We start from the raw sequence: 22,430 nt of genomic DNA, 5'->3' as shown, positions 1-22,430 counted from the left end.
CGGCGAAGAGTTTCAGGGGTGAGCGTGCATTGTGCGCAGTTGATGCTCCAAGGCAACACCCGATAAGTCGCCCATGTGGCGATCGATCAGCTTGCCATGGGCGTCGAAATAGACCGTGGTGGGCAGGCCTGCTGAACCCAAAGCGGGCCCGAAGCTGGATATCGGATCCAGCAGCACGGTGTCGAAGTTCAGACCATGCTCGCCCAAAAAGCGTTGTACGGTGGCGGCATCTTCGCCTTGGTTGACCAAGATGAAACGCCACTCCGGGTGCCGCAGTTGCGCGTCGGCAAAGGCTGGCATCTCACGCCGGCACGGCGGGCACCAACTGGCCCAGAGGTTCAGCACCACCGGGCGCGGATCGGCGCTGCGTAAGGCCGCAAGCTCAGCAGGGCGCTGGTCGAGTTGGCGCAGCTTGGCCCAAGGCAGGGCGTCGAGTTGTTCGGGCGTGCCCAAGGCGCTCAAGGCTGTCAGCGCACCCCAGACAAAGGTGCCGCTGCTCAAGCCGCCCAGCAAAGGGCGACGTAGTGAGGCATGGCGCCAAGCAAAGCCCAGCACCACCAGCATGCTGACGCCCAAGCCGGGCAGGATCAGCAAGCCCCCATCGCGCAGATTGAGGATGTCGATCGGCGCTTGCAGGTAGCGCTCGGGTGTTGTGGCGATGAAAGCGAGGCGAGCGGCCAGCAGACCCACCCCCAGTGCGGGCCAAAGGACCCGGCCCAAATCGGGCCGCGCTTGGGCGGGAGATCGCCACCAGCGCTGCTCACCCACCCACAACGTGGTGATCAGTGCGACCAGCGCGATCAGTGGAGCCACCGGCAGGGCCAAGGGACCGATTGCGATTGAAATCAAGGCGAACCTCCTTCCCAGACGAGAAACCCGCCGGTGCTCCATGAGCGCGCGGCGGGTGGACCATGCGGGACGGTGATCTGGCTGCGCAGCCTTCGCCTCAGTCGTCCTTCATGGCTTGCCAATACTCCCACTTTACCGTCAAGGCGGCGCCACCGACGATGGCCAAGAAAGTGATCATGGAGCCGATGGAGAGCGTTGAGACGCCGCTGATGCCTTGGCCGACCGAACAACCCATGGCGGTGACGCCGCCAAAGCCCATCAAGATCGCGCCGATCAGATGGCGGCCCAGATCGCTGGCATTGGCAAAGCTTTCGATGCGGAAGTTGCCCGTGCTCAGCGCGTGGGCAGCTGAACCGGCAATCACACCCAAGGCGGTGGCGATGCCGAAAGTCACGATCTTGGTGGTGTCGCTCCAGAACATCAGTAGCTCCACCGTGTAGGCGTAAGGCGCGATGAAGCTCATCGATTCGGCTTTGCCGCTGGTGGTGCCGATGAAGGCTTCTTGGAGGGTTTCGGGGTGTTCGGCCACGAAGCCCATGTGCCCGGTCACGTACCAGCCTGCAGCGGCGATCAGGCCAATCATCAGACCACCCAAGAGCGGCTCGGCCCGGCGTGCTTGCGGGTGGGCCAAAGCGAAAAGCACCGTGCCGCCGCCGATCACGGCCATCAAGGCCATGAGCATGCTGTTGCGACTCATGCTCATGGCTCCACTGAGGACCGAGGCCAAATCTTGCGGCGTGCTGAGGGTGATGGCCACACTGTCGAGCCACTGCACCCGCCAGACGCCAAACAGGCCCTTGAGCGTCATGTAGGCGGCCATGGCCACAAAGACGAACACCACGATCGACTTCAGGTTGCCGCCACCGATGCGGATCAGGGTTTTGCTGCCGCAACCCCCCGCCAACGTCATGCCGATGCCAAACAGCAAGCCGCCGACGATGTGTGACAGCCAAACCAGTTTCGGCGCGGTATAAATGGTTTTGCTGGCATCAAACAGACCCGCCAGTTGCAGGCTCCCTGTGACGAGCACCGCCACACCGAGGGCCAGCAGCCACATACGCATGCGAGTCCACATTTGCATGTTGACGATGTCGGCCACCGCACCCATGGTGCAGAAATTAGTGCGGTTGGCGACGTAGCCGAACACGGCGCCAAGGCCAGCACCCCACCAAGCGATGGTGGAGGCGGCAACGAGTTGAGCTTCAGCAGCGGCCATGGGGATCAGACGAACAGACAGATATCGGTCTTGCCGGCGAATTCCATGAACATGGACGCGCCGCCGTATTCGACGTTGGGAATGAATTCAGCCTTGTCGAACTCGAACAGATCCACGGTCATCTGGCAGGCGATGAACTTGACATCGGCCTCAAGGCACAGATCACGCAACTCTTCGAGCGAGGCCACGCCCTTGTCCTTGATCTTCTTTTTCATCATCGCCGTGGCCATGGTTTCCATACCCGGCAGCATCTGCACCATCACCGGCATCGGGATCGGCATGGGCATGGCCGGATTGGCCAGCGGGCTGATTTTGACGTCCGAGAGATCTTTGCGCAGGAGTTGTAGCCCGTAGAAAGTGAAGAACACCTGCACTTCATAGCCCAGTGCGGCGGCCGTGGACGCAAGGATGAAGGGCGGGTACGCCATGTCGAGCGTGCCTTTGGTGGCGATGATAGCCATGCGTTTCGGTTCCACGGGCGGTCTCCGGGTTGTTGTGTGGTCCAGGGCGAATCAGAGCAAATCGGCGTGTTCAGGGGCCTCAGCCGCCTTTGCGCAGATAGAAAACAAAGGCGCTGCCAGCAGTTTCACTGGCAACCAGCGGATTGCCGGTTTGGTTGGCAAAGGACTCCATGTCCTTGATGGCGCCAGCGTCGGTGGCGATGACCTTCAGGATCTGGCCTGGGGTCATGTCGTTGAGCGCCTTGCGGGTCTTGACGATGGGCAGCGGGCAAGACAGTCCGCTGGCATTCAGTTCCTTGTCGTGGTTCATCGAGAGCTCTCCGTTGCAGAAAATTCGGGGGTGCGATTGAAGCCGTGATGGCTCCATCGTCCGGCCATGATTGGGCGCGGAGTGGTCCATGGACGTCTATTACCGCCATGGGGGATGGCGTGCTAGCCCATCCGGGGGATCTTGGCTGCGTCGCATCCCGCCACAATCACTGCGGACTTTTCGAAGGATGTCTGCACCCATGACCGATTTAGCGCTTGCATCTCACCCGCTTTATGGCCGTTTGAGAACCGTGACCGATGTGCGGCGTTTCATGGCCTGCCATGTGATGGCGGTCTGGGATTTCATGTCGCTGGTCAAATCCTTGCAGGCGGTCTTGGCGCCAACCGCTGTACCGTGGATGCCTCCGGTGGGTGGTGACCCGGAGTTGCGGCGGTTCATCAACGCCTTGGTGCTTGAAGAAGAATCAGATTGGGCCGATCCGCAAGGTCTGACGCACGGCAGTCATTTCGAACTCTATCGCCGCGCCATGCAGGAAATCGGGGCTGATCCGGCACCCATGGATCGTTTTTTGGTGGAGGTGCGGCGGGTGGGGATTGATGCGGCTTTGCTGAATGGCGAGATGCCGGCGGCGGGGCGGCGTTTTGTGCGTAGCACCTTTGATGTGATTGCCACGGCCAAGCCTCACGTGATGGCTGCTGCATTGGCCCATGGGCGTGAGCAAGTCATTCCACCGATGTTTCGCGCCGTGCTGGCCGAGATCGGCGTCGGGGAAGAGGTGGCGCCGACTCTGCATTTTTATCTTCGCCGGCATATCGCCTTGGATGAAGATTTTCACGCCCCGATGGCGCTGCGCATGGTCGAGCATCTCTGCGGGTCCGACCCCCAGCGTTGGGCCGAGGCTGAGGTTGCTGCGACCGATGCCTTGCAGGCGCGGGTGCGTTTTTGGGATGAGATTGCCGTTTATGTCGATGACAAAGGAGCCCGTGTATGAGTGCATCAGCGCGTCGCATCATTCCGATTCAACCGCTCAGCGAGCCTGCACCTGACGAAGGTGCTTGCAGCAGCGGGGAGTCCTTTGCCCTGCGGGTGCTGGGAGACTCCATGTTGCCGGAGTTTGCCGAAGGCGACATTGTGATCATCGAGCCCGAGGGAGTGGTGCGCGAAGGGGCCTTTGTGTTGGCTGAAACCGCAGAGGGCTGGACCTTGGGTCAATTGGCACGCGCCGGTGACACTGATTGGTCGTTGACGGTCCTCAATCCAGCCTACCCGAGCTGGCCTTTGGCCTCATTTGAAGCCATTGCCGGTGTCGTGATTCAGAAGGTCAAACCGGGCCGGCGGCGTCAGACGCGTTGGTATGTCGAATAATCAGCCGGTGCTGATGATTTCAAGGAGTTTTCGATGCGACTTTTTACGGGCTTTGTTTCGACCGTCGTGACCATGATGGTCGCCGTTGGCAGCGGCGGCTCGGCCATGGCGCAGACCGAACCAGCTCAAGGTGTGTCGATGTTCAAGACCGCCGATCTCAAACACGGTGAGCATCTGATCGATGAGCTGGCCTGCGATGAATGCCACGCCCGTCGTGTGGGGGGCGATGGTCACGCCATCTATCGACCCAAGGGCCGGATCAACAGCCCGGCGGCGCTGCGCGGCATGGTGCAGTACTGCGCGACCCAACTCAACCACCCGTTGTTCCCGGAAGACGTGCTCGATATCGCTGCGGTGTTGCAACGCGATCACTATCGATTCAAGGATTGATGCGGATCAGGGGGTCGCGCAATATCGTCAACCGCCTTTCTGCGTGACCGTGCTTTCCTAAGATCTTTATCAGTTAGTGCGCATAAAATCGACACCAAACAATTTCGATGATCCATCAAAGGTTTGGCCATGACACCCAAGACTGCCGAGGACGTGGTGTTCGACTCGGTCGCCGAGTTGTTCTCCATCCTCTCCACCCCGATTCGCCTCAAGATCATCAGTGCCTTGTGCAACGGTGAGAAGAATGTTTCACAACTGTTGTGTGAGATCGACACCACCCAGCCGAACATGTCGCAGCACTTGGCCACGCTGTATCGCGCCGGGGTGCTGGGTCGGCGGCGCGATAGCACGCAGATCTACTACAAGCTGCAAAACGAGCGTGTCGCGTCTCTGTGTCGTGCGGTGTGTACCCAAGTCGCCATTGAGTTTGAGCCGGGCTCACCGGTCAAAGTCGGTGAGCGTCTAGCGCCCATGGTGGCGCGCTGACACCACCCACCACCACCGGGGGACTCCCATGCTTAGGCGGGGGGGAGACTGCCGTGCAGGTGGGCACCGCTGAGGTCATACACCGCCACGGTGACCGGGATGCCTTGACGGATGCTTTCTGTCACGGTGCAGAACGCTTCAAATTGCGCCAGCACCCGATCAAGGTGTTGGAGGCTGGCGGCCTCAACACCCAAGTGCAGCTTGGCGTGAATCCCCAAAACACGTAGACGCTTGTCGGCATTGCGACCGACTTCTGCGGTCACTTCGGTGCGCAGGGGATCGGGGTTTTGTTTGTATTTACGCAAGGCAAACAGCAGCGAAGCTGAGAGGCAGTTGCCCACAGCCGTGGCCAGCAGTTGAACCGGTGACGGGCCCAAACCTTGGCCTAGCGGTGCAGGTTCATCGACGCGCAAGGGGGCCACATCGCCGCCAAACTGAACGTCGAACTGATAGTCATGCTGCTGCGCGAGCGTGATGGTGACGATGGGATCACTCACGGTGGATGGCTTTCTTCGAGGAAGGGTTTCAGAGGCTCAGCGGACCTTGCCAAGGAGCGTTTGCACGTCTTCCAGCATGGGTGCCAATTGGCTGAGTTGTGGGCTGGACTGACCCAACTGGCTGGTCAGCTCTTGTTGCATGTAGCAAACGGTCATGCGCACATAGGCGCTATCCAAGGCCTTGCGCACGGCCGCCATCTGGCTGGCGACATCCAAGCAGGCTTGGCCTTCTTCGATCATGCGTTGAATGCCGCGCAGCTGGCCTTCGGCGCGCTTGAGCCGATTGAGCAAGTCCTGACGGCTGGCCGTGTCTTCGATGTTCACCATGGGGCAATCCTGGAGCGTTCTCATACGCGTGTGACGAAATAGTGCCCGCATTGTCCTCGCTTCAGCTCGGTGTGGAACGTTCGCTGGCGTCCTTGCGATACAGGGCGTAATACAACACCGGAATCACGATCAGCGTGAGCAAGGTCGAGACCAAGATGCCGAAGATCAGCGAAATCGCCAAGCCGTTGAAGATCGGGTCGTCCAAGATGAAGAAGGCGCCGGTCATGGCGGCCAAGCCGGTCAAGGCAATCGGCTGCGCCCGCACCGCTGCGGACTGCACCACCGCGTCTTTGAAGGCCATGCCTTCGCGCACTTGCAGCTCGATGAAGTCCACCAACAAGATGGAGTTGCGCACGATGATCCCGGCCAGCGCGATCATGCCGATCATCGACGTGGCAGTGAACTGGCTGCCCAGCAAGGCGTGGCCCGGCATCACGCCGATGATGGTCAGCGGAATCGGCGCCATGATGATCAGCGGCGTCAGGTAGCTCTTGAACTGCGCCACCACCAAGAGATAGATCAGCACCAAACCGACGGCGTAGGCTGCACCCATGTCGCGGAAAGTGTCGAAGGTGATCTGCCATTCGCCGTCCCACTTGAGGGCGTACTGGCGGTACGGGTCGCTGGGCTGGTGGATCCAGTATTCGCCCAAGCTGCCGCTGTCGGGCAAGGCCGCTTCAGCCAGATGCGCGCGGATGGCGAACAGGCCGTAAAGCGGTGAATCAAGGCGTCCGCCCATATCGCCCATGACGTAGCTCACGCCTTGCAAGTCCTTGGTGAAACGCGGCTTGTCGATCACGCTGGTTTCGACGCGCACCAGCTCAGACAGGGGCACCAAGCGGCTGGAGCCGTCGGCCAACGTAGCGCGCATCGGCAGGGCCAGCAAAGTGTCGAGTCCCACTTGGGATTCACGCGGCAGTTGCAGGCGCACGGGCACCGGCACCTTGGACTGATCGTCGTGCAGGTAAGCGGCGTCCATGCCCGAGAGCGCCCCTTGCACCGTCTGGGCGATGGCGGCCACCGAGATGCCCAGCGATTCAGCCCGCTGGCGCTGGATGCGCAGGAAAGCGCGCGGGGCATCTTCCTTGTTGCTGGTGTCAGTGCCGATGATGTCGGGCGTGGCGCTGAAGGCCTTGGCCACGCGGTCGGCAAGTTGTTGGCGACCGGCCTCGTCAGGGCCGTAGATTTCAGCCACCAGCGGGCTCATCACCGGCGGGCCTGGTGGCACTTCCACCACCTTGACGCGCGCGCCGTGGGCCACACCGATCTTTTCCAGCTCGGGGCGCAAGCGCTGAGCGATGGCGTGGCTCTTGTCGTGGCGATGGTGTTTGTCCACCAAATTGACCTGCAAATCGCCTTGCTCGGCTTCGCTGCGCAGGTAGTACTGGCGCACCAAACCGTTGAAGGTGATCGGGCTGGCCGTGCCAGCGTAGGCTTGCAGATCGCGCACTTCGGGCTGCTTGGCCAGCAACGCGCCCAAATCTTGCAAGGTGGCCGCCGTGGCTTCCAGCGGTGTGCCGGCCGGCATATCGACGATGACTTGGAATTCGCTCTTGTTGTCAAAGGGCAGCATCTTCAGCACCACGCCGAAGATAGAGCCGGGCATCAGCGTCAGGCTGACCGACAGCAGCATCGCGCCGGCAATGCCTACGCCGAGCAAGCGGCGCTTGCGCTGGCTGTCCAGAAACGGTGTGAGCAAGCGGGTGAAGATCCGCGCCAAGCGTCCTGGCTTGGCGGTATGAACGCCGTGACTGCCGCTGTGACCGTCGCCGTGATCGCCATGCGCCCCCGCGTGATCCTTCATCAACCGGCCAGCCAGCCACGGAGTGATCGAGAAGGCAATCGCCAGCGAGATCGCCATGCCGAGGCTGGCGTTGATCGGGATCGGGCTCATGTAAGGGCCCATCAGCCCCGAGACAAAAGCCATCGGCAGCAAGGCCGCGATCACGGTCAGCGTGGCCAAGATGGTGGGGCCGCCCACTTCATCGACCGCCCCGGGGATCAGCTCCTTCAAGGAGCGACCCGGGTGAAGCTGCTGATGGCGGTGGATGTTTTCCACCACCACGATGGCGTCATCGACCAAGATGCCGATGGAAAAGATCAGCGCAAACAGCGAGACGCGGTTGAGCGTGAAACCCCAGGCCCAGCTGGCAAAGAGTGTGGCCATCAAGGTCAGGATCACGGCGGCCCCGACGATCACCGCTTCGCGCCGGCCCAAGGCCAAGCCGACCAAGAGGATCACCGAGCCGGTGGCAAAGGCCAGCTTGCTGATGAGCTTGTTGGCTTTTTCAGCGGCGGTTTCGCCGTAGTCCCGCGTGACGCTGACTTCGATGTCGGCCGGGATGACGGTGTTGCGCAGTTCATCAAGGCGTGCGCGGGCTGCCCGCGAGACATCGACCGCGTTCTGGCCCGGCTTCTTGCTCAGGCTCAGGGTCACGGCCGGATGCACGCCGCCCCCTGCCACGCTGCTTGCTGCGCCGCTGGCCGCCTCGCCTGCTGCATAGGCCGCGCCGGGGGTGAACCAGACTTGTTGTTGCAGCTGGGCCGCGCCCTTGTCGATCTGAGCCACTTCGCGCAGGTAGACCGGGTGACCGTTGTTCACGCCGACCACCAAATCGCCCACGTCTTCCGCGCTGCGCAGGAACTCGCCGGTCTCGACCGTGAGCATGCGGGCGTTGCCGCCTTCGGGCTGGAGCACCGCGCCCGCCGGCATGCCGAAGTTGGCTGAGCGCAGGGTTTGAGTCAGGCGCAGCACATCGACGCCGCGTTCACGCAGGCGTGAGGGGTCAAGGCTGACTTGCACGGCTTGGCCGGGGCCGCCGATGGTTTGCACTTCGCGGCTGCCGGGAATGCGCTTGAGTTCGGCCTCGACCGTGCGCGCCACGCGCTCCAAGTCGAGCGCCGAGGCGGTGTCCGAGGCGTTGTCGCGGTGCCAGAGGGTCACGCTCAGCACCGGCACGTCGTCGATCCCTTTGGGCTTGACGATCGGGGTGAGGGTGCCCAAATCACGCGGCAGCCAGTCTTGATGGGCGTTGAGCACGTCGTAGAGCCGCACCAGCGCTTCGGTGCGCGGCACGCCGACTTGGAACTGCACGGTCAGCACCGCCAGACCCGGACGGGCCACCGAGTAGGTGTGCTCGATGCCGGCGATCTGCGCCAGCACCTGTTCAGCCGGGCGGGCCACCATCGCTTGGACATCACCGCTGCTGGCCCCGGGGAAGGGGATCAGCACGTTGGCCATGGTCACGTTGATCTGCGGTTCTTCTTCGCGCGGCGTGACCAGCACGGCGAACAGGCCCAGCAGCAGCGCCAGCAGCGCCAGCAGTGGCGTGGTGGCGTTGGACTGGAACATCCGGGCCATGCGGCCCGAAAAGCCCAAAGCCATCTTGGTGCGTTGCCCGTGGTTGGAGGAAGGGGTCGTTGTCATGATCTCAGGGCGCAGGCACAGCGTGGGTCAAACCAGCACGGATGGGATCGCGGGCAATGCGTTCCCCGGCTTTGAGGCCAGCCAGCACCTCGATGCCCGCCTGACCTTGATCGGCCCCGGTGCGCACGGCGGTGAGGGCAAAGTGGCCTTCACGCACCACGTAGACCGCGCTCAGCTCGCCGCGTCGCAGCAAGGCGTCCGCCGGGATCAACAGCCGCGCAGCGTTGCGATCTGCTGCGGGGGTGGGCGCACCGGCAAAGCGCACACGCACCGTTTGGCCGGGCTGCATCGTGCCAGCGTCGGTGAGCGGCAAACGCCATTCCATGGTCTGTGCGATCGGGTCGGTGCCCGGCAGGCTTTGCACCGACTTCGGTGCCACCCAGCGACCGTCGGGCAAACGGAGCTGGATCTGCGTGGCGTGCTTGGCGGCTTCTTGGCGGGAAGCGCCCACTTGCACCACGGCGCGCAGCGCGCCGGGCACGTACAAGGTCAGGATCGGCCGGCCGGGGGCGGCCAAGTCACCTTGGTCCAGATGGGTGGCGAGCACCACGCCGTCAAAGGGCGCGTTGACTTGGGCAAAGCCCCGTGCCAAATGCGCTTGGCTTTGCGAGGCCTGTGCGCCCTTGAGACTGGCCTCAGCTGCTTTGAGCTGGGCTTCGGCTTGATCAAGCGCGCCTTGGCTGATGTAGCCCTGGCGGTGCAGATCGCGGGTGCGCTGGGTTTGGAGCTGGATGTTGTTCAGCTCGGCTTGGGCTTGGGCCACGCCGGCTTCGCTGCGGCTCACGCCGGTTTGGGTGTCGCGTTCATCGATGCGAGCCAGTTTTTGTCCGGCATGCACCCGGTCGCCAGCGCGCACCGCCAGCTCCACCACACTGCCGCCCACTTGCGCGGCCACCGTGGCTTGGCGCACCGCCTGGATCACGCCGTCGGTTTCAAAGCTGCTGGCGCTGATGCCGGCTTGAACCGTCAAGGTCGGGACCGAGAGGGTGTTCTCAGCGGCCATCGCCAAACCGCTGCCCCAGCTGGCAGCCGTCAAAACCATCGTCGCCAGCCTGATGCTGCGGTTGCGGCGGCGAGCCAAGCGCGTCAAATCAACGTCGAGCGTGTGCATCCATGAACCCCAAAAAATACCACTATGGGTATGCTAACACATACGGTATGGGGTATAAAAAGGAAGGGATTTGGCGGCGATTTAGTCCTCACTTGGCCAAACAAACACCCAGATCGCCGCCGCCATGGCGCCGATGAGACCCACTTCCCAGAGCATGGGGTAGGCGTAGACCATGCCGCACAGCAGCAGGAACCAGACGATGTAGGCCTTGCCGGATTTGAGAGGTTTCATGCGCAAGTTTCGGGTTATGTTGCGGCGCAACAATGGGCCTCTTCATGGAATCAATCAGAGGGTGGTTTGCGATGCAAAAACGAACGTTGTCGGGATTGTCACGGGTGGCGGGTCTGGTGCTGGTCTGGGGACTCGTCCTTCAAGTCCAAGTCCAGGCTCAAGCGGCCGAGAAGCTGCCTGCTTTCAAGGTCGATGCCACGCAGACCACGGTCTCGGGCTTGTCCTCGGGGGCCTTCATGGCGGTGCAGTTGCAAGTGGCCTATTCGGCCAGCATCAAGGGTGCCGGGGTGGTGGCGGGTGGGCCGTATTACTGCGCGGCGGGCAACATGCTTTATGCCGGCATCTGCATGGGGCAAGTGATGTTCATGCCGCCCAACCCGGCCTTGATGGTGAATGCTGCCAAGCGTTTTGCCGCTGCCGGGCAGATCGATACCTTGAGCCACCTGAAAAAGCGCCATGTCTACGTGTTTAGCGGCACCAAAGACACGGTGGTGCTCCAACCTGCGGTGGACGCCACCGTGGCGTTCTTCAAGCAAGCGGGGGTGCCGGAGGCCAACCTCAAATACGTCAACCACGTGCCCGCCGGTCACGCGGTGATCACGCCCAGCTTCGGCGGCAACTGTGAAGCCAACGCCGCGCCCTACATCAGCCATTGCGACGTGAACGGCCAAGGCTACGACCAAGCAGGGGATCTGCTGTCGCATCTCTACGGCCCGCTGCAACCCAAGGCCTCCAGCCCAACCGGCCGTTTGGTCGCTTTCAACCAACGTGCTTTTGCCGCCCCCATGACCAGCATGGCTGAGGAGGCGTACCTTTACGTGCCCCAAGCCTGTGCGGCCGGCGAAACCTGCAAAGTCCACGTCGCGCTGCACGGCTGCATGCAATCGGCCGAATCGGTGGGCAACGAGTTTGTGACCGACACCGGCTACAACGCTTGGGCCGACACCAACCACCTCTTGGTGCTCTACCCGCAGGTCAACAAATCCACCATGCCCTTCAACCCCCAAGGCTGCTGGGACTGGTTCGGCTACACCGGCACCAACTACGCCACCAAGTCCAGCATGCAGATGCTGGCCATCAAGTCGATGGTGACGGCGCTGGGGAAGAGAAAATAAGCCGCTGTGGCATTTCACGGAAGTAGAAGCATCATGGGCCGAACCCTCAACGAGCAATACATCGAAAAGCGCTGCACCGCCGAACAGGCGGCTGCGGTCATCCAGTCGGGCGACGTCGTTTTCATGGGCGAGTTTGCCCAGGGCGTGGAAGCGTTTGACGCCGCGCTGGCGTTGCGTGCTGGTCAGTTGCGTGAGGTGGTGTTGATCACCACCACACGCGCCAAGCCGCTCAAGTGCGTTGAGGCCGACCCCACCCGCTCGGCCTTCATCTGGAACGACTGGCACTTCTCCGGCTTGGGCCGCAAGTACGGCGAAAAGGGGCTGGCCAGCTACATCCCCCTGTGCTACCACCAGGGGCCGCAGAGCGTGGAGCTCTACGAGGAGCCTGACGTGGTGGTGGTGCAGGTCACACCCATGGACGCCAAGGGCTTTTTCAACTTCTCCACCAGTTGCTCGATGACCCCGAGCTACTGCCGCAAGGCGCGCCGAATCATCGTCGAGGTCAACACCCAAGCACCGCGCTGCTTGGGCGGGCTCGACGAGTCGATCCATATTTCGAAGGTGGACCGGGTGGTGGAGGGCCCCAACAGCCCGCTGCTGCAACTGCCCGCCGCGCAGGGCAATGACGCCGATCGCCGCATTGCCGAGCACGTCATGGCGCTGCTGGAAGATGGCTCCACCATCCAGCTCGGCATTGGGGCGCTGCCCAATATCGTGGGCGCGATGATTGCGCAAAGCGACCTCAAGGACTTGGGCGTGCACACCGAGATGCTGGCCGACTCGTATGTGGACATGTACGAAGCCGGCCGCATCACTGGCCGGCGCAAGGCGATCGATCGCGGCAAGATGGTCTACACCTTCGCCTTGGGGTCACAAAAGCTCTACGACTTTCTCGACAACAATCCGGTGACCGCCATCTTCCCGGCCTCGTACACCAACGATCCGGCCGTGATCGGGCGCAACCCCAAGGTGGTGGCGATCAACAACGCCATCGAGATCGATCTGTTCACCCAAGTGGCCAGCGAGTCGGCTGGGCCGCGCCAGATCTCGGGCACGGGCGGGCAGCTCGACTTCATCATGGGCGCCTACAAGTCGGAAGGCGGCAAGGGCCTCATCTGCATCAACTCGACCTACCGCAAAAAGGACGGCAGCATCGGCTCACGCATCGTGCCCACGCTGTCGGCCGGCACCATCGTCACCTGCCCGCGCTCGGTGGTGCATTACGTGGTGACCGAATACGGCTGCGCGCAGATGAAGGCCAAATCCACCTGGCAACGCGCCGAAGCCCTGATCAACATCGCTCACCCCGACTTCCGTGAGCAGCTGATCCAAGACGCTCAAGCCTTGGGCGTCTGGCGTCAGTCGAACAAGCGGGTGTAAGGGTCACACGACACGTCACACGCCGGCTGGTGCTTTCAGATGCCAGTCGGTGACCTGTTGCAGCGCGTGGCCGGTGTGCAGCAGGGTGCTTTCTTGCCAGTAGTTGCTGATCAGTTGCAGGCCCACGGGCAAGCCATCCGCGCCGAAACCGGCGGGGACGCTCATGCCGGGCAGGCCGGCCAGCGAGGCTGGCAGGGTGAAGATGTCGGCGAGGTACTCGGCCACCGGGTCTTTTTGGCTGCCGATGGCGCGAGCCACGGTCGGGGCGACGGGGCCGGCGATCAGGTCGCACTGCGTGAAGGCGGCTTGGAAGTCGTCGGCGATCATGCGGCGCAGTTTTTGCGCTTGCAGGTAATAGGCGTCGTAGTAGCCGTGGCTCAGCACGTAGGTGCCGATCATGATGCGGCGCTTCACTTCGGCGCCGAAGCCTTCGCTGCGGCTTTTGCAGTACATCTCGTTCAGGTCTTTGTACGCCTCGGCACGGTGGCCGTAGCGCACGCCGTCGAAGCGGCTCAGGTTCGAGCTGGCTTCGGCCGGGGCGATGATGTAGTAGACGGGGATCGACAGCTCGGTGCGCGGCAAGCTGACATCGACCAGCGTGGCCCCGAGTTTTTCAAGCTCAGCCAGCGCGGCGCGGGTGGCGCTGAGCACATCGGCTGAGACGCCTTCACCGAAGAATTCTTTCGGCAGACCGATGCGCAGGCCCTTCAAGGGCTGGGCGGCGCTGGCCCCGGCGCGCAGGGCGGTGGTGGCGCCGACAAAGTCGGGCACGGCTTGCTCCGCGCTGGTGGCGTCGCGGGGGTCAAAGCCGCTCATGGCTTGCAGCACGTGGGCGCAGTCCAAGGCGGTGCGCGCCATCGGGCCGGCTTGGTCCAAGCTGGAGGCGAAAGCGATCATGCCGTAGCGCGAGCAGCGGCCGTAGGTCGGTTTGATGCCGGTGATGCCGGTGAGCGCAGCCGGTTGGCGCACCGAGCCGCCGGTGTCGGTGCCGGTGGCGGCCGGCAACAGGCGAGCGGCCACGGCGGCGGCGCTGCCGCCTGAGGAGCCGCCGGTGATGCGGCTGGGGTTCCACGGGTTGCGCGCCACGGCGTAGGCCGAGTTTTCGTTGGCCCCGCCCATGGCGAACTCGTCGCAGTTCAGCTTGCCCAGCGTCACGGTCCCGGCTTCAGCCAGACGGCTCACCACGGTGGCGTCAAAGGGGCTGCGGTAGCCGTCGAGCATCTTGGAGGCGGCGGTGCTGGGAAAGTCGCGCGTCACAAAGATGTCTTTGTGGGCGATGGGGATGCCCAGCAGGGTATGCGCCGGGCCGTGCACGCCCTTGGCCCGCCATGCGTCAGCAGCGGCCGCTTGGGCCAAGGCGATGTCTTCGTTGACACATAGAAAAGCGCCGAGGGCGCTGTGCTGGCTGATCCGGTCAAGCAGGTGACGTGTCAGCTCCACGCTGGAGACCTTGCGCTCGTCGAGCATGCGGGCCAGGGTGGTGACATCAAGCTGATGCAAAGAGAGATGCAGAGAAGTCGAGGTCGAGCTCATGGGGCGGTGGGCAGCAGACGGCAAGAGGTTATTCGATCACGCGGGGGACGAGGAACAAGCCGGCTTCGACCGCCGGGGCGCTGCGCTGGTTGTCAGCGCGCTGGTCGATTTCGGTGACGTCGTCTGGGCGCAGGCGCAAGGCCACGTCTTGCACTGCCGACAGCGGGGTGTACAGCGGCGCAACACCGCTGGTATCGACGCTGCGCATTTGCTCGACGATGGTGAAGAAGTCGTTGAGCTGGCCGAGTAACTCAACCTGTTCTTGGGGCTTCAGTTCCAAGCGTGCCAAGTGGGCGATGCGGCGCACATCCTCAGGGCGGAGTGACATGGGTGGACCTTCAAAGAAGTAGCAGGGGGCAATTCAAGGTGTTTTGTACAGGGGCCTCACCCGGATGAGGGTCCGCCAAGGGCGAATTTGACCGGGTTCATAAGGTCCATAAGGTATTATCACCGGCTGACTCAAGAGTCCGAGCGCAAAGCCGGAATCCCAAGCTGAACCCTTCCCCGTGCTGTGGAGCACCCTCCGCAGCCTCGATCTAACTCCGACCAGTCCAAACAGATGCTGTACGGATCGCTGCGCCGCTATTTTTCTACCGATCTCGCGATCGATCTTGGGACCGCCAACACGCTGATTTATGTGCGTGGGGTGGGCATTGTGCTGAACGAGCCTTCGGTGGTTTCGATCCGTCATGAGGGCGGTCCTCACGGCAAAAAGACCATCCAAGCGGTCGGGACTGAAGCCAAGGCCATGTTGGGCAAGGTGCCCGGCAACATCGACGCCATTCGGCCGATGAAGGATGGCGTGATCGCCGACTTCACCGTGACCGAGCAGATGCTCAAGCAGTTCATCAAGATGGTGCACCCGCGCTCGCTGTTCCGGCCGAGCCCGCGCATCATCATTTGTGTGCCCTGCGGCTCCACCCAAGTGGAACGTCGTGCCATCCGTGAATCGGCGCTCGGCGCCGGTGCGTCGGATGTGTACCTGATCGAAGAGCCGATGGCCGCAGCCATCGGTGCCGGTCTGCCGGTCAGCGAAGCCTCGGGCTCGATGGTGGTGGACATCGGCGGCGGGACCACCGAAGTGGCGGTGATTTCGCTCGGCGGCATGGTCTATAAGGGCTCGGTGCGCGTCGGTGGCGACAAGTTCGACGAAGCCATCGTCAACTACATCCGGCGCAACTACGGCATGTTGATCGGTGAGCCCACGGCTGAAACCATCAAGAAAGAAATCGGTTCGGCGTTCCCAGGCTCCGAAGTCAAGGAGATGGAAGTCAAGGGCCGCAATCTGTCGGAAGGCGTGCCGCGCAGCTTCACGGTGTCGAGCAACGAAATCCTCGAAGCCCTGACCGAGCCGCTCAATCAGATCGTCTCCAGCGTCAAGCGCGCCCTCGAACAAACCCCGCCGGAGTTGGGGGCTGACATCGCCGATCGCGGCATGATGCTCACCGGCGGCGGCGCCTTGCTGCGCGACTTGGACCGCCTGCTGGCTGAAGAAACCGGTTTGCCGGTGCTGGTGGCCGAAGACCCGTTGACCTGTGTGGTGCGTGGTTGCGGCATGGCGCTGGAACGCATGGAGCGTCTGGGCTCCATCTTCACGTCCGAATAAATGACCTTGCACTGATTCGCCATGCCTCAGGGCGCCCTCGACCGGACACCACCCCCGTTTTTCCGCCAAGGCCCTTCGGCTTTCAGCCGATTGGTGGTGTTCGCTTCGATGGCCGTTTGCCTGATGGCTGCGGATCGTCGTTTGGCCTTGATCCGGCCGGTGCGTGCCGCTGTGGCTGTGGTGCTGTACCCGGTGGAGCAGCTGTTGCTCACACCTTTGTTGGCCTGGCAGCAAGTCCAGACCTACTTGGGCGGGATTCATGCGGCCCAAGATGCCGAAGCTCAGGCGCGCGCCGCCCTGACGCTGCAAGCCCAGCAGGCCCTGCTGACCAAGCCCCTCTCGGATGAAAACGCTCGTTTACGGGCCTTGCTCGATTTGCGTGCGCGCCTAAGCACCCCCGCTCGTGCGGCCGAGGTGCTTTATGACGCTGCCGATCCCTTCACGCGCAAGATGGTCATTGACCAAGGGGCTCTGCAAGGCATTGAGCTGAGCTCCCCGGTGGTGAACGAAGCGGGTGTCTTGGGGCAGGTGACGCGGGTCTATCCTGCGACCTCTGAAGTGACCTTGCTCACCGATCGCAATGCCAGCATTCCTGTCCTCAATTCCCGCACTCAGCAGCGCAGCATTGCGGTGGGTGATCCGGTGGCTGGCGGCATGGAGCTGCGCTTTTTGGCGGCCAACGGTGACGTGCAAGTGGGCGATGTGCTCTCCACGTCGGGCGTCGATGGGGTCTATCCCGTCGGCTACCCGGTGGCCAAGGTCACCCATGTGGATCGGCGTGCCGACAACACCAACTTCGCTAAGATCCAGCTTGAATTGATGACCCGCCCCGATGGGGTGCGCCATTTGCTGGTGCTGGTGCCGCTGGGCAAGCAATTACCCCCTCGCCCTGATGAACCTGTGGCCAGCGCCCCAGCGCTTGGGCGCAAAGCCAGTGGCCGGCATTGAGCCGGGGACATGATGCGTCGCAGCCACGATCAACTCCTGTTGCCGGTGAATCCACTGTTCATGTGGTTCTCGCTGGTGATGGCGCTGTTGATCAATTTGTTGCCCTTGGGCCGCCTGCCGGCAATGCCCGATATGGTCGCCTTGGCGCTGGTGTTTTGGAACGTGCATCAGTCGCGTCGGGTTGGCGTCGGAGTGGCTTTTGTTTTCGGGGTGATGATGGACGTGCATCAAGGAGCCTTGCTGGGGCAGCACGCACTGGCCTACACCTTGTTGGCCTATTTCGCGATTTCCATGCACCGTCGCTTGCCTTGGTTTGGGGTGATGGAGCAAGCCTTGCACGTGGCGCCCTTGTTTGTCGTGGCCCATGTGGTGGTCTTGGTGACGCGCCTGATCACCGGGGATGTGTTCCCGGGCTGGACCGTTTTGCTGGCGCCGATGGGTGAAGCGGCGCTGTGGCCGGTGGCCAGTTTGTTGTTGCTGGCACCGCAGCGTCGAGCCCCTGATCCTGATGAAAATCGGCCGCTGTGAGCACCGAACTCCGTAATCTTGAGCTGGAACTGGATCGGTTCCGCAGTCGCTTGTTGGTGGCTGCGGGTTTCGTGCTGTTTTGCTTTGCGCTGTTGATCGCTCGGCTGGTTTATCTGCAAATCATTGCCCACGAGGAACTGGCGACCCAAGCGGAAAACAACCGTATCGCTGTGGTGCCGATCGTGCCCAACCGGGGCTTGATCGTGGACCGCAACGGCGTGGTGCTGGCCAACAACTACTCGGCCTACACCTTGGAAATCACCCGGGCGCAAACCCAGCAGGAGTTGGAAGAACTGATCGATCAGTTGGCCGCCGTCTTGCCGATTGAGCCCCGCGACCGGCGGCGTTTCAAGCGCCTGTCGGGCGAAAGCAAGAGTTTTGAGTCGGTGCCGATTCGCACCAAGCTCACCGACGAAGAGGTGGCCCGTTTTACGGCGCAGCGTTTTCGCTTTCCGGGGGTTGAGATCAAGGCGCGTTTGTTCCGCAACTACCCTTATGGTGATCTGGCCAGCCATGTGTTGGGCTACATCGGCCGCATCAATCAGCGTGACAAGGAGCTGATGGAAGAATGGGAAGACGAGGATCAGGCCAATTACCGGGGCACTGAATACATCGGCAAGCTTGGCATCGAGCAGCAGTACGAGCACGAGTTGCACGGCATTGCTGGGGTGGAAGAGGTCGAAACCAGTGCGGGCGGGCGGCCCGTGCGGCGTCTGCGCTCTGATTCAGCCACCCCCGGCAACACGGTGCGGTTGACGCTCGACATCCGCTTGCAATCGTTGGTGGAGACGCTCTTTGGCGAGCGGCGCGGGGCCTTGGTGGCGATCGATCCACGCAACGGCGAGGTGCTGGCTTTTGTCAGTAAACCCGCCTTCGATCCGAACTTGTTTGTCGATGGCATCGATCAAGAAAGCTGGAAAGATCTCAACGAGTCGCTCGACAAGCCTTTGCTGAATCGCGCCTTGCGTGGCACCTACCCGCCAGGTTCGACCTACAAGCCCTTCATGGCGATTGCGGCGCTGACCACCGGCAAGCGCACTGCACACCAGATCACCTATGACAACGGTGCTTTCATGTTCGGCAATCACCGCTTCCGCAGCCACGGCGATACGGCGCTCGGGGCGGTGGATATGTACCGCTCCATCGTGCATTCGAGCAACGTCTACTACTACGCTTTGGCCAACGACATGGGTGTCGATCTGATCCACGATCAGTTGGAGCCCTTCGGTTTTGGGCGCAAAACGGGCATCGACCTGGAAGGTGAAGTGACGGGCGATTTGCCTTCCACCGAGTGGAAACAACGCAAGTACCGGCGGGCTGATCAGCAGCGTTGGTACGCCGGTGAGACCATTTCGTTGGGCATCGGGCAGGGCTATAACAATTTCACCATGCTGCAACTCTCCAGCGCCTTGGCGACGCTGGTGTCGGGGGGGAAGCGCTTTGAGCCGCGTTTGGTGCATGAGATCGAAGATGTGATCACGCGTCAGACGCGGCCGGTCGAGCGTGAGGCGCTGGAGCCGTTGCCGCTCAAGCCCGAGGACGTCGAGGTGGTGCGGCGGGCGATGTACGGCGTGACGCAAGAAGGCACCTCCACCCGAGTCTTTATCGGTGCTCCGTATCAAAGCGGAGGCAAGACGGGCACGGCTCAAGCCGTGACGATCCGCCAAAACGAAAAGTACAACGCTTCGCATTTGTCCGAGTACCAGCGCGATCATTCGCTTTACACCGCTTTTGCACCGGTGGACAACCCCCGGGTGGCTTTGGCGGTGATCGTGGAAAACGCGGGCTTTGGCGCCGAAGCGGCTGCGCCCATTGCCCGCCGAGTGCTGGATTACGTCCTGATGGGGCGCTACCCCAGCGATGAGGACATCGCCTTGGTGCAGCAAGGGCACGGCGCATCGCCCATCGGCGCGGGCCGCAAGGCGGTGGATGTGCCTTTGCCGACCCCGCGTGGTGGCACGGGTTTACCGCCACCGCTGTCTTCGGCCTCCGATGCCTCGGTGGTCGCTGCGGCCGCCTCCGCTGCCGCTGGAGCTTCGCGATGATCACCGCTTTGAACGTGGACTGGCCTTATGTGCGCCAGAAACTTAAATCGGCCTTTGCAGGTTTTGATCTTGGGGTCTTGGCGGCTTTGCTGGTGCTGTGTATGGCCGGCTTGGTGATCATGTACTCAGCCGGCTATGCCTTCGGGAGCCGTTTCTTGGACCACGCCCGCAATATGTTGCTGGCAGCGATGGTTCTCTTTCTTGTGGCGCAGGTGCCGCCGCAGCGTTTGATGGCGCTGGCGGTGCCGCTTTACACCGTGGGGGTGGTGCTGCTGTTGGCCACGGCGCTGTTTGGTTTGACCAAAAAAGGGGCGACACGCTGGCTGAATATCGGGGTGGTGATCCAACCCAGCGAGATCCTGAAAATCGCCGCACCCTTGATGCTGGCTTGGTGGTTCCAGCGCCGCGAAGGCCATCTGCGCATGCCCGACTTTTGGTGGGCGGGCTTGATCTTGATGGTGCCGGTGGCCTTGATCGCCAAGCAGCCTGATTTGGGCACGGCGATTTTGGTGTTTTCGGCCGGCTTTTACGTCATGTTTTTTGCCGGTTTCCCGTGGAAGTTCATCCTGCCGGTGGTGGTGGTGGGTGTGGTGGGTGTGGTGGCTTTGGTGATTGCTGAGCCCACGATCTGTCAGCCGGATGTGGTTTGGCCGTTGCTGCGGGCCTACCAAAAGCACCGCATTTGCACCTTGCTCGATCCGACGCAAGATCCGCTGGGCAAGGGCTTTCACATCATCCAAGGCATGATCGCCATCGGCTCTGGGGGGGTCACTGGCAAAGGCTTCATGCAAGGCACCCAGACGCACTTGGAGTTCATTCCTGAGCGCACCACCGACTTCATCTTTGCCGCCTATTCGGAAGAGTTCGGACTGGTCGGCTGCTTGCTGCTGGTGGTGGGGTTTGTCGCCCTGATCCTGCGCGGGTTGGCGATTGCTGCCGATGCCCCCACGGTGTTCACACGGCTCTTGGCGGGGGCCGTGACCTTGAGCTTTTTCACCTACGCCATCGTCAACATGGGCATGGTGAGTGGGATCTTGCCGGTGGTGGGTGTGCCCTTGCCCTTCATCAGCTATGGCGGCACGGCGATGGTCTCGCTGGGACTGTCGCTGGGCATGTTGATGTCGATTGCCAAATCCCGGCGCTTGGTGCAGAGCTAAGGCGTGTTCGGTGCGGGCGTGGCCCCGATATTTTCGGGGGGTAAAGCCTTGATGCAAACAGTGATGCGCACGCCCGGACCTTCTCCGGCAGGGATCTGATCGGCGGTGCGAGCGTCGTCCAACGTGATGGTGCCTTCGTGCTGGCGGGCAATTTCTGCCACGATCGCCAGCCCCAAACCAGAGCCTTCAACGGCGGTTCCCAAGGCGCGATAGAAGGGCTGAAAGACCAAATCGCGCTCCGCCGCCGGGATGCCTGGCCCGGAATCTTCCACTTGAAGAATGACCGCGTCACCGGCCGCATCGGGGTGGATGCGGACGGTGACCGCGCCTCGGGCCGGGGTGTATTGCAGGGCGTTATCGACCAAATTGGCGATCATTTCGCGCAGCAACAGGGGATGCCCATAAACGCAAGCTTGACCGCAAGGGAACGTTGGCGTGTCTTCAGTGGGGCCTTCGTAGCCCAAGTCGATGCCCTTATCCAAGGCCTTGGGGACGAAATCACGCACCACGTCCAAGGCCACCTGTTCGAGATCGACGCGTTGGCGCACCGGGTCTTGGGCTTTGGCGTCGGCCCGGGCCATGGAAAGCAGTTGGTTGACCATGTGGGCCGCACGCTGGGAGGCATCGGCCATCTGGTCCAGGGACGCTTTGAGTTGCAAGGGGTCACGCTGGCCCGCATCGATGTCGCGCACCGCCAGTTCAGCTTGCATGCGCAGCCCGGCCAGCGGGGTTTTCAGTTGATGGGCGGCATCGGCCAGAAAGCGCTTTTGAGTTTGTAGGAAACCATGTTGACGGGCCAGCAGCTCGTTGATCGCTTTGACCAGGGGTGAGACTTCTTCGGGCACTTCGCGGTCGTCGATGGGCGACAGATCGTCGCTATCGCGTTCGCGGATGCGGCGGTGCAGGGTGTTGAGCGGTACCAAGCCGCGCACCAAGGCCATCCAAACCAGCAGCACGGCGATCGGCAAGATGACAAACTGCGGCAGGATCACGCCCTTGATGATTTCGGTGGCCAGCCTTGAGCGCTTGTTGAGGGTTTCGGCCACTTGCACCAGCACCGGGTGCTGCGCTTCGGCGATCAGCACCCACTGCGAGGCGATGCGCACACTTTCGTTGTGCACCTCGTCATCGCGCAAACGGGCCTCACCCAGCGCCTGCTCGTCGCTCTGCGGTGGTCGGGGGAGTTCCCGATCCCCGCCGATCCATTGGCCTTGGGCATCCATGACTTGGTAATAGATCGAGTCGATATCGTCGGCACGCAGCAGTGGGGCTGTTTCTTGGGTGACGTCAAAGCGCACATGATCGTCGTGCAGTTCCAACCGCTGTGCCAAGACTCGGACCGATTCGGTCAAAGCTCGGTCATAGGGCCGGTTGGCGATGCCCTGCGCCACCAGCCACGTCAACGCTAGGCTCATCGGCCACAGCAAAAGCAGCGGCGCGAGCATCCAGTCAAGGATCTCGCCAAACAAGGAGCGTTGGACGTGGTG

General features: G+C 62.3%; 23 protein-coding genes. 11 read left to right on the top strand and 12 right to left on the bottom strand.

Translation table 11 applies throughout. The features are described from left to right. Positions 1-12: 12 nt before the first annotated feature. The 4 genes from AB3X39_RS00470 to AB3X39_RS00455 all read right to left on the bottom strand — a co-directional run bounded on the left by AB3X39_RS00470 (position 13) and on the right by AB3X39_RS00455 (position 2,836). Positions 13-849: a prolipoprotein diacylglyceryl transferase family protein gene (locus AB3X39_RS00470; protein WP_369415380.1), complete on the bottom strand. Its 837-nt coding sequence runs from the start codon at positions 847-849 to the stop codon at positions 13-15. 97 nt (positions 850-946) lie between these two features. Then, positions 947-2,065: a YeeE/YedE family protein gene (locus tag AB3X39_RS00465; RefSeq protein WP_369415379.1), complete on the bottom strand. Its 1,119-nt coding sequence runs from the start codon at positions 2,063-2,065 to the stop codon at positions 947-949. A 5-nt stretch (positions 2,066-2,070) separates the two neighbouring features. Beyond that, positions 2,071-2,526: a sulfur carrier protein DsrE2 gene (dsrE2, locus tag AB3X39_RS00460; protein ID WP_369415378.1), complete on the bottom strand. Its 456-nt coding sequence runs from the start codon at positions 2,524-2,526 to the stop codon at positions 2,071-2,073. Between the two features lie 79 nt (positions 2,527-2,605). After that, positions 2,606-2,836, bottom strand: a complete 231-nt coding sequence (locus AB3X39_RS00455; protein WP_369415377.1) for a sulfurtransferase TusA family protein — start codon at positions 2,834-2,836, stop codon at positions 2,606-2,608. Positions 2,837-3,035: 199 nt separating this feature from the next. Between AB3X39_RS00455 and AB3X39_RS00450 the strand changes: the two genes are divergently transcribed. The 4 genes from AB3X39_RS00450 to AB3X39_RS00435 all read left to right on the top strand — a co-directional run bounded on the left by AB3X39_RS00450 (position 3,036) and on the right by AB3X39_RS00435 (position 5,038). Then, positions 3,036-3,788: a DUF3050 domain-containing protein gene (locus tag AB3X39_RS00450; RefSeq protein ID WP_369415376.1), complete on the top strand. Its 753-nt coding sequence runs from the start codon at positions 3,036-3,038 to the stop codon at positions 3,786-3,788. Continuing rightward, a complete protein-coding gene (locus tag AB3X39_RS00445) occupies positions 3,785-4,162 on the top strand; it encodes a S24 family peptidase (protein ID WP_369415375.1) in 378 nt (125 codons plus the stop codon). Before AB3X39_RS00450 ends, AB3X39_RS00445 begins: the two co-directional genes overlap by 4 nt. 33 nt (positions 4,163-4,195) lie before the next feature. Next, positions 4,196-4,552, top strand: coding sequence for a hypothetical protein (locus tag AB3X39_RS00440; protein WP_369415374.1), 357 nt, complete (start codon positions 4,196-4,198; stop codon positions 4,550-4,552). A gap of 129 nt (positions 4,553-4,681) precedes the next feature. Next, a complete protein-coding gene (locus tag AB3X39_RS00435) occupies positions 4,682-5,038 on the top strand; it encodes an ArsR/SmtB family transcription factor (RefSeq protein WP_369415373.1) in 357 nt (118 codons plus the stop codon). Between the two features lie 32 nt (positions 5,039-5,070). Here the strand turns inward: AB3X39_RS00435 and AB3X39_RS00430 are convergent, their stop codons facing one another. The 5 genes from AB3X39_RS00430 to AB3X39_RS00410 form a co-directional block, all read right to left on the bottom strand. Beyond that, positions 5,071-5,535, bottom strand: a complete 465-nt coding sequence (locus AB3X39_RS00430) for an OsmC family protein (protein WP_369415372.1) — start codon at positions 5,533-5,535, stop codon at positions 5,071-5,073. A gap of 36 nt (positions 5,536-5,571) precedes the next feature. Next, the gene (locus tag AB3X39_RS00425; RefSeq protein WP_369415371.1) at positions 5,572-5,862 is read right to left on the bottom strand and encodes a metal-sensing transcriptional repressor; all 291 of its coding nucleotides are present in this window, start codon (positions 5,860-5,862) and stop codon (positions 5,572-5,574) included. Between the two features lie 61 nt (positions 5,863-5,923). Continuing rightward, a complete protein-coding gene (locus AB3X39_RS00420; protein ID WP_369415370.1) occupies positions 5,924-9,289 on the bottom strand; it encodes an efflux RND transporter permease subunit in 3,366 nt (1,121 codons plus the stop codon). Positions 9,290-9,293: 4 nt separating this feature from the next. Then, positions 9,294-10,400: an efflux RND transporter periplasmic adaptor subunit gene (locus AB3X39_RS00415; protein WP_369415369.1), complete on the bottom strand. Its 1,107-nt coding sequence runs from the start codon at positions 10,398-10,400 to the stop codon at positions 9,294-9,296. A gap of 81 nt (positions 10,401-10,481) precedes the next feature. Next, entirely contained in the window at positions 10,482-10,631 is a 150-nt protein-coding gene (locus AB3X39_RS00410) for a hypothetical protein (RefSeq protein ID WP_369415368.1), read from the bottom strand. Between the two features lie 71 nt (positions 10,632-10,702). Here AB3X39_RS00410 and AB3X39_RS00405 point away from each other — a divergent pair, with 71 nt between their 5' ends. Continuing rightward, a complete protein-coding gene (locus tag AB3X39_RS00405) occupies positions 10,703-11,746 on the top strand; it encodes an extracellular catalytic domain type 2 short-chain-length polyhydroxyalkanoate depolymerase (RefSeq protein ID WP_369415367.1) in 1,044 nt (347 codons plus the stop codon). Between the two features lie 33 nt (positions 11,747-11,779). Beyond that, positions 11,780-13,126 (top strand): acetyl-CoA hydrolase/transferase family protein, encoded by a 1,347-nt coding sequence (locus AB3X39_RS00400; protein ID WP_369415366.1) that lies wholly within the window; start codon positions 11,780-11,782, stop codon positions 13,124-13,126. A gap of 15 nt (positions 13,127-13,141) precedes the next feature. On the opposite strand, the gene gatA is transcribed toward AB3X39_RS00400, so the two are convergent. Together gatA and gatC are read right to left on the bottom strand one after the other, a co-directional pair. Beyond that, positions 13,142-14,659 carry an Asp-tRNA(Asn)/Glu-tRNA(Gln) amidotransferase subunit GatA gene (gene gatA, locus AB3X39_RS00395; RefSeq protein WP_369415365.1) on the bottom strand — a complete coding sequence of 506 codons (1,518 nt, stop codon included), beginning with the start codon at positions 14,657-14,659 and terminating at the stop codon, positions 13,142-13,144. Between the two features lie 28 nt (positions 14,660-14,687). Continuing rightward, positions 14,688-14,987: an Asp-tRNA(Asn)/Glu-tRNA(Gln) amidotransferase subunit GatC gene (gene gatC / locus AB3X39_RS00390; RefSeq protein ID WP_369415364.1), complete on the bottom strand. Its 300-nt coding sequence runs from the start codon at positions 14,985-14,987 to the stop codon at positions 14,688-14,690. A 234-nt stretch (positions 14,988-15,221) separates the two neighbouring features. Here gatC and AB3X39_RS00385 point away from each other — a divergent pair, with 234 nt between their 5' ends. The 5 genes from AB3X39_RS00385 to rodA are packed head-to-tail and all read left to right on the top strand — an operon-like array spanning position 15,222 to position 20,943. Next, positions 15,222-16,265 (top strand): rod shape-determining protein, encoded by a 1,044-nt coding sequence (locus AB3X39_RS00385; protein WP_369415443.1) that lies wholly within the window; start codon positions 15,222-15,224, stop codon positions 16,263-16,265. A 21-nt stretch (positions 16,266-16,286) separates the two neighbouring features. Beyond that, positions 16,287-17,213, top strand: a complete 927-nt coding sequence (gene mreC, locus AB3X39_RS00380; protein ID WP_369415363.1) for a rod shape-determining protein MreC — start codon at positions 16,287-16,289, stop codon at positions 17,211-17,213. A 9-nt stretch (positions 17,214-17,222) separates the two neighbouring features. After that, on the top strand, positions 17,223-17,741 hold the full coding sequence (mreD, locus tag AB3X39_RS00375) for a rod shape-determining protein MreD (protein WP_369415362.1): 519 nt from the start codon (positions 17,223-17,225) through the stop codon (positions 17,739-17,741). Continuing rightward, entirely contained in the window at positions 17,738-19,786 is a 2,049-nt protein-coding gene (mrdA, locus tag AB3X39_RS00370; protein WP_369415361.1) for a penicillin-binding protein 2, read from the top strand. The genes mreD and mrdA overlap by 4 nt, the downstream gene beginning before the upstream one ends. Then, positions 19,783-20,943 carry a rod shape-determining protein RodA gene (gene rodA, locus AB3X39_RS00365; protein ID WP_369415360.1) on the top strand — a complete coding sequence of 387 codons (1,161 nt, stop codon included), beginning with the start codon at positions 19,783-19,785 and terminating at the stop codon, positions 20,941-20,943. The genes mrdA and rodA overlap by 4 nt, the downstream gene beginning before the upstream one ends. On the opposite strand, the gene AB3X39_RS00360 is transcribed toward rodA, so the two are convergent. Further along, positions 20,940-22,388, bottom strand: coding sequence for a sensor histidine kinase (locus tag AB3X39_RS00360; RefSeq protein WP_407068945.1), 1,449 nt, complete (start codon positions 22,386-22,388; stop codon positions 20,940-20,942). The two genes, rodA and AB3X39_RS00360, sit on opposite strands and share 4 nt — an antisense overlap. Between the last annotated feature and the right edge of the window lie 42 nt (positions 22,389-22,430).

The sequence above is a fragment of the Leptothrix ochracea genome, assembly GCF_041083635.1.
GTDB lineage: Bacteria > Pseudomonadota > Gammaproteobacteria > Burkholderiales > Burkholderiaceae_C > Sphaerotilus > Sphaerotilus ochraceus.
This window is presented reverse-complemented; position numbering and strand designations above follow the sequence as displayed.

Excerpts from the sequence above, each read along its gene's own strand:
- AB3X39_RS00465 (WP_369415379.1), bottom strand. The coding sequence starts at position 2,065 with ATGGCCGCTGCTGAAGCTCAACTCGTTGCCGCCTCCACCATCGCTTGG.
- dsrE2 (WP_369415378.1), bottom strand. The coding sequence starts at position 2,526 with ATGGCTATCATCGCCACCAAAGGCACGCTCGACATGGCGTACCCGCCC.
- AB3X39_RS00455 (WP_369415377.1), bottom strand. The coding sequence starts at position 2,836 with ATGAACCACGACAAGGAACTGAATGCCAGCGGACTGTCTTGCCCGCTG.
- AB3X39_RS00450 (WP_369415376.1), top strand. The coding sequence starts at position 3,036 with ATGACCGATTTAGCGCTTGCATCTCACCCGCTTTATGGCCGTTTGAGA.
- AB3X39_RS00445 (WP_369415375.1), top strand. The coding sequence starts at position 3,785 with ATGAGTGCATCAGCGCGTCGCATCATTCCGATTCAACCGCTCAGCGAG.
- AB3X39_RS00440 (WP_369415374.1), top strand. The coding sequence starts at position 4,196 with ATGCGACTTTTTACGGGCTTTGTTTCGACCGTCGTGACCATGATGGTC.
- AB3X39_RS00435 (WP_369415373.1), top strand. The coding sequence starts at position 4,682 with ATGACACCCAAGACTGCCGAGGACGTGGTGTTCGACTCGGTCGCCGAG.
- AB3X39_RS00425 (WP_369415371.1), bottom strand. The coding sequence starts at position 5,862 with ATGGTGAACATCGAAGACACGGCCAGCCGTCAGGACTTGCTCAATCGG.
- AB3X39_RS00420 (WP_369415370.1), bottom strand. The coding sequence starts at position 9,289 with ATGACAACGACCCCTTCCTCCAACCACGGGCAACGCACCAAGATGGCT.
- AB3X39_RS00415 (WP_369415369.1), bottom strand. The coding sequence starts at position 10,400 with ATGCACACGCTCGACGTTGATTTGACGCGCTTGGCTCGCCGCCGCAAC.
- AB3X39_RS00410 (WP_369415368.1), bottom strand. The coding sequence starts at position 10,631 with ATGAAACCTCTCAAATCCGGCAAGGCCTACATCGTCTGGTTCCTGCTG.
- AB3X39_RS00405 (WP_369415367.1), top strand. The coding sequence starts at position 10,703 with ATGCAAAAACGAACGTTGTCGGGATTGTCACGGGTGGCGGGTCTGGTG.
- AB3X39_RS00400 (WP_369415366.1), top strand. The coding sequence starts at position 11,780 with ATGGGCCGAACCCTCAACGAGCAATACATCGAAAAGCGCTGCACCGCC.
- gatA (WP_369415365.1), bottom strand. The coding sequence starts at position 14,659 with ATGAGCTCGACCTCGACTTCTCTGCATCTCTCTTTGCATCAGCTTGAT.
- gatC (WP_369415364.1), bottom strand. The coding sequence starts at position 14,987 with ATGTCACTCCGCCCTGAGGATGTGCGCCGCATCGCCCACTTGGCACGC.
- mreC (WP_369415363.1), top strand. The coding sequence starts at position 16,287 with ATGCCTCAGGGCGCCCTCGACCGGACACCACCCCCGTTTTTCCGCCAA.
- mreD (WP_369415362.1), top strand. The coding sequence starts at position 17,223 with ATGATGCGTCGCAGCCACGATCAACTCCTGTTGCCGGTGAATCCACTG.
- rodA (WP_369415360.1), top strand. The coding sequence starts at position 19,783 with ATGATCACCGCTTTGAACGTGGACTGGCCTTATGTGCGCCAGAAACTT.
- AB3X39_RS00360 (WP_407068945.1), bottom strand. The coding sequence starts at position 22,388 with ATGCTCGCGCCGCTGCTTTTGCTGTGGCCGATGAGCCTAGCGTTGACG.